General features: G+C 62.2%; 6 protein-coding genes. All 6 read right to left on the bottom strand.

Annotation, left to right across the window (positions count from 1 at the left end; all coding sequences use genetic code 11):
* Position 1: 1 nt before the first annotated feature.
* The gene (locus D6877_RS27055; RefSeq protein WP_003229256.1) at positions 2-217 is read right to left on the bottom strand and encodes a TOBE domain-containing protein; all 216 of its coding nucleotides are present in this window, start codon (positions 215-217) and stop codon (positions 2-4) included.
* A 106-nt stretch (positions 218-323) separates the two neighbouring features.
* Positions 324-1,130 carry an aliphatic sulfonates ABC transporter ATP-binding protein gene (gene ssuB, locus D6877_RS27050; protein ID WP_130912673.1) on the bottom strand — a complete coding sequence of 269 codons (807 nt, stop codon included), beginning with the start codon at positions 1,128-1,130 and terminating at the stop codon, positions 324-326.
* Complete coding sequence (ssuC, locus tag D6877_RS27045) at positions 1,127-1,909, bottom strand: aliphatic sulfonate ABC transporter permease SsuC (RefSeq protein ID WP_130912672.1); 783 nt, start codon at positions 1,907-1,909, stop codon at positions 1,127-1,129. Before ssuC ends, ssuB begins: the two co-directional genes overlap by 4 nt.
* Positions 1,910-1,918: 9 nt before the next feature.
* Positions 1,919-3,067, bottom strand: a complete 1,149-nt coding sequence (gene ssuD / locus D6877_RS27040) for an FMNH2-dependent alkanesulfonate monooxygenase (protein ID WP_016772653.1) — start codon at positions 3,065-3,067, stop codon at positions 1,919-1,921.
* Between the two features lie 25 nt (positions 3,068-3,092).
* The gene (locus tag D6877_RS27035; protein ID WP_130912671.1) at positions 3,093-4,067 is read right to left on the bottom strand and encodes a sulfonate ABC transporter substrate-binding protein; all 975 of its coding nucleotides are present in this window, start codon (positions 4,065-4,067) and stop codon (positions 3,093-3,095) included.
* 89 nt (positions 4,068-4,156) lie between these two features.
* Positions 4,157-4,750, bottom strand: coding sequence for an NADPH-dependent FMN reductase (gene ssuE / locus D6877_RS27030; RefSeq protein ID WP_041476877.1), 594 nt, complete (start codon positions 4,748-4,750; stop codon positions 4,157-4,159).
* Positions 4,751-4,865 lie beyond the last annotated feature (115 nt).

Genomic DNA, 4,865 nt, shown 5'->3' with positions numbered 1-4,865 from the left:
CTTACAACTTGGCGATCGATACCTCGGTGGATTTCACAAAGGCGATCACTTCGCTGCCGACCACCAGCTCCAGCTCTTTCACAGAGCGGGTGGTGATCACCGAAGTGACGATGCCCGAAGCGGTCTGCACGTCGATTTCCGACAGCACGTCGCCGAGGACGATTTCCTTGATCGAGCCTTTGAACTGGTTGCGCACGTTGATGGCTTTGATAGTCATGGCATTTCTCCTAGGATCGAAATGAGCTGCAAGCGGCAAGCTATAAGCTGCAAGTAAAAGCACCAGGCTTGTTCTTGCGGCTTGTAGCTTGAAGCTTGCAGCTGCTTCATTGCGCCCAACGCAATTGCGCAGGCAGGGGTGAAACGGGTTCCGGCGCCGGCGGTTCGCCGGGCAGGGACAGAACACGGTTGAGCACTTCGGTTTCCAGTGCGGCGAGGCGATGCGAGCCACGCACCCTGGGGCGCGGCAGATCGACGTGCAGGTCGAGGCCAACTTCGCCGTCCTCGATCAGAATCACCCGATCGGCGATCGCCACCGCTTCACTGACGTCATGGGTCACCAGCAGCACGGTAAAACCGTGTTGCTGCCACAGCCGTTCGATCAGTTGCTGCATCTCGATGCGGGTCAGGGCATCCAGTGCGCCGAGCGGTTCGTCGAGCAGCAGCAGACGCGGCTGGTGAATCAGCGCCCGGGCCAGCGCCACGCGCTGCTTCTGGCCACCGGACAATGCCGCCGGCCACTCATTGGCGCGATCAGCCAGACCCACGGCTTCCAGTGCATCCAGCGCTTGCTGGCGCCAGTTGCCCTTGAGGCCGAGACCGACGTTGTCGATGATCCTTTTCCACGGCAGCAGCCGCGCTTCCTGGAACATCAGCCGCGTATCGTCGCGCGCCTGGCTGAGCGGCGCGGAGCCGGCCAGCAGCTCGCCGCCAGTGGGTTGGTCGAGGCCGGCGAGCAAGCGCAAGAACGTGCTCTTGCCACAACCGCTGCGCCCGACCACGGCGACAAACTGCCCCGCCGGAATGTGCAGATCGATGTCGCGCAGCACCTGCCGCGCGCCGAAGGTTTTCTGCAGGTTGCGCACCGCCAGCGGAATCCCGCGCAGCAGGCGTGGAGGTTGTTGAGCGGTCATGCCGCACCTCCTTTGGCAACCTGATAGGCCGGATGCCAGCGCAGCCACACACGCTCAAGTCCACGGGCGGCAAGGTCGGCAAGTTTGCCGAGCACCGCGTAAAGCAGGATCGCCAGCACCACCACGTCGGTCTGCAAGAACTCGCGGGCGTTCATCGCCAGATAGCCGATACCGGAGCTGGCCGAGATGGTTTCAGCGACGATCAGCGTCAGCCACATGAAGCCCAGTGCGAAGCGCACGCCGACCAGAATCGACGGCAACGCACCCGGCAGAATCACCTGCCAGAACAGGCTGAAGCCGCTCAGACCATAACTGCGCGCCATCTCCACCAGTGCCGGGTCGACGTTGCGGATGCCGTGATAAGTGTTGAGGTAAATCGGGAACAAGGTGCCCAGCGCCACCAGAAAAATCTTCGCTGATTCGTCGATGCCGAACCACAGGATCACCAGCGGAATCAGCGCCAGATGCGGCACGTTGCGGATCATCTGCACCGAGCTGTCGAGCAGGCGCTCGCCCCATTTCGACAGGCCGGTGATAAAGCCAAGCACCAGGCCGATGCCGCCGCCGATGGTAAACCCGAGTGCCGCGCGCCAGCCGCTGATCGCCAGGTGCGTCCAGATCTCGCCGCTGCGTACCAGACTGACACCGGCTTCGATCACTGCTACCGGTGCCGGCAGAATCCGTGTCGACAACCAGCCCGCCGACACCGACAACTGCCACACCGCCAGCAGTAACACCGGCAACGCCCAAGGCGCGAGGCTGTGGATAATTTTCTTCATGGCCGCGCCTCAGCTCTGCGATGCGGCTTTGGGCAGGATGTCGTTGGCGACCATCTCGCCGAACGGGCTGACGTAACCGGCGCTCTTCGGCAGTTCCGGGCGTTCAACGTCGAGGTGTGGGAACAGCAGCTCGGCCACCCGATACGATTCTTCGAGGTGTGGATAACCGGAGAAGATGAAGGTGTCGATGCCCAGATCGGCATATTCCTTGACCCGCGCGGCCACGGTCGGGCCATCGCCGACCAGCGCAGTACCGGCACCGCCACGTACCAGACCGACGCCGGCCCAGAGGTTCGGGCTGACTTCAAGGTTGTCGCGGCTGCCGCCGTGCAGCGCGGCCATGCGTTGCTGGCCGACCGAATCGAAGCGCGCCAGCGAAGCCTGCGCACGTTGGATGGTGTCGTCGTCCAGATGCGAGATCAGCCGGTCCGCAGCCTGCCAGGCTTCGGCGTTGGTTTCACGCACGATCACATGCAGACGAATGCCGAAGCGCACGGTACGGCCGAGTTTGGCGGCTTTGGCCCGGACTTGTGCGATCTTCTCGGCAACCGCTGCCGGTGGTTCGCCCCAGGTCAGCACCATCTCGACCTGCTCGGCGGCCAGATCCTGCGCCGCTTCCGAAGAGCCACCGAAATACAGCGGCGGACGCGGTTGCTGGATCGGCGGATACAGCAGCTTCGCGCCCTTCACGCTGATGTGCTCGCCGTCGTAATCGACGGTTTCGCCTTCCAGCACACGACGCCAGATGCGGGTGAATTCCACCGAGGCTTGATAGCGTTCCTCATGGTTGAGGAACAGACCGTCGCCGGCCAGTTCTTCCGGATCGCCACCGGTGACCAGATTGAACAGCGCACGCCCGCCGGACAAACGATCCAGCGTCGCTGCCTGCCGCGCGGCGACCGTCGGGGAGATGATCCCGGGGCGCAGGGCGACGAGGAATTTCAGACGCTGGGTCACCGGAATCAGCGAGGCCGCGACCAGCCACGAGTCTTCGCAGGAACGCCCGGTCGGAATCAGCACCCCGCCAAAACCCAGACGATCCGCCGCTTGCGCGACCTGTTGCAGGTAACCGTGATCAACCGCGCGGGCGCCTTCGGCGGTGCCAAGGTAATGGCCGTCGCCGTGGGTTGGCAGGAACCAGAAGATATTGAGGCTCATGGAGTGGTCTCCTTGTGGATTCGAATTACTGGGCTTGAGAGCTTTGGGCCACAGCGGCCGGCGGGGTCCAGATCACATCCTTGATGCTCAACGGCTTGGGAATCAGCTTGAGCTGGAAGAACGTGTCGGCGATTTTCTGTTGCGCGGCGACCACTTCCGGGGTCAGGAACAGCGCGCCGTAGCCCTGGCGTTTCACCGAGGTCAGGGTGATGTCCGCCGGCAGGCCAAGCAGTGGCGCGACCTGTTGCGTCACGTCTTGCGGATTGGCTTTGGACCACTCGCCAACCGCGCGCACTTCTTCGACGAGGGTCTTGATCACCTCGGGATTTTTCTGCGCGTAAGGTTTGGTCGCCAGATAGAACTGGTGGTTGTCGACGATGCCTTTGCCGTCACGCAGAGTGTGCGCTTGCAGTTGTTTCTCGGCAGCGGCCTGGTATGGATCCCAGATGACCCAGGCGTCGACACTGCCACGCTCGAACGCAGCGCGGGCATCGGCCGGCGGCAGGAATACGGTCTGGATGTCGCTGTACTTGAGGCCGGCGTCTTCCAGTGCGCGCACCAGCAGGTAGTGCACGTTGGAGCCTTTGTTCAGGGCGACTTTCTTGCCCTTGAGATCGGCCACCGATTTGATCGGCGAGTCTTTCGGTACGAGGATCGCTTCGCTGTTCGGTGCTGGCGGTTCGTAGGCAACGTAGAGCAGATCAGCGCCGGCAGCTTGAGCGAAAACCGGTGGGGTTTCGCCGGTCACGCCGAAATCGATCGAGCCGACGTTGAGGCCTTCGAGCAGCTGCGGGCCGCCAGGGAATTCCGTCCATTGCACGTCGACGCCTTGCGCGGCGAGGCGTTTTTCCAGCGTGCCTTTGGCTTTGAGCAGCACCAGCGTGCCGTACTTCTGATAACCGATCCGCAATGTCTCGGCTTGAGCTTGGGTGATGGCGCCGAAGGTGACAGCCGCAGCAAACAGAGCGACCAGACCACGACGCAAAAATACAGTGCGCATAGCGCTCTCCTTTTTGCTGTTGGGTTTTGGCTGCACCTGCTTGCCCGTTGGCGGGCGAGTAAGGCCAGTACTTCAAATTTCGATGGGACTTAAATGCTCCAGCGAGCACTCAACAAACGTTCGTTCAACAGGCCCGGCTCCAGCGGTTTCGGCCGGCGCGCCATGGCGCCGATGAACTGGTCCAGGGCCTCGTGTAACCGTTGCTCGAGCGCCGGCGCCAGTTGCGCGGCGGCACTGCCTTCGCCGTAAGCGATCTGGCTGTCCTCGGCGAAAATGCCCTGAAGCATTTCCTGGGCCTTGAGTGCCGACAGCACAGGCTTGAGCGCGTAATCGACTACCAGCATGTGGGCAATGCTGCCGCCGGTAGCCATCGGCAAGACAATCTTGTGATTCAAGGCACGCTCGGGGAGCAGATCCAGCAGGGTCTTCAGCGCTCCGGAAAACGAGGCCTTGTACACCGGCGTGGCGATCAGCAGGCCATCGGCGTTTGCGATCTGTTGCAGCAGGTCGAGGACCTTCGGGCTGTCGAAGCGCGCGTGGAGCAGATCCTCGGCCGGGAAGTCCCGCACCTGATAACTCACCACTTCCACCCCTTGCTGTTGCAACCAGCGTTGCGAGCGCTCCAGCAGCACCCCGGAACGGGAGCGCAGGCTGGGGCTGCCACCGAGTGAGACGACCAGCATTGCAGATTCCTTTAAGCGTTACAGGCGATTCGCAGGCTGCGATCTCGCTTCAATGGCAGTGACCTTACCAGCTGATTTATATATCCATAAATCATATTTATTCATTTGGTTATGC

This window comes from Pseudomonas sp. Sample_9 (assembly GCF_004307535.1).
Classification (GTDB): Bacteria; Pseudomonadota; Gammaproteobacteria; order Pseudomonadales; family Pseudomonadaceae; genus Aquipseudomonas; species Aquipseudomonas mercuritolerans.
This window is presented reverse-complemented; position numbering and strand designations above follow the sequence as displayed.

Excerpts from the sequence above, each read along its gene's own strand:
- ssuD (WP_016772653.1), bottom strand. The coding sequence starts at position 3,067 with ATGAGCCTCAATATCTTCTGGTTCCTGCCAACCCACGGCGACGGCCAT.
- D6877_RS27055 (WP_003229256.1), bottom strand. The coding sequence starts at position 217 with ATGACTATCAAAGCCATCAACGTGCGCAACCAGTTCAAAGGCTCGATC.
- ssuC (WP_130912672.1), bottom strand. The coding sequence starts at position 1,909 with ATGAAGAAAATTATCCACAGCCTCGCGCCTTGGGCGTTGCCGGTGTTA.
- ssuE (WP_041476877.1), bottom strand. The coding sequence starts at position 4,750 with ATGCTGGTCGTCTCACTCGGTGGCAGCCCCAGCCTGCGCTCCCGTTCC.
- D6877_RS27035 (WP_130912671.1), bottom strand. The coding sequence starts at position 4,067 with ATGCGCACTGTATTTTTGCGTCGTGGTCTGGTCGCTCTGTTTGCTGCG.
- ssuB (WP_130912673.1), bottom strand. The coding sequence starts at position 1,130 with ATGACCGCTCAACAACCTCCACGCCTGCTGCGCGGGATTCCGCTGGCG.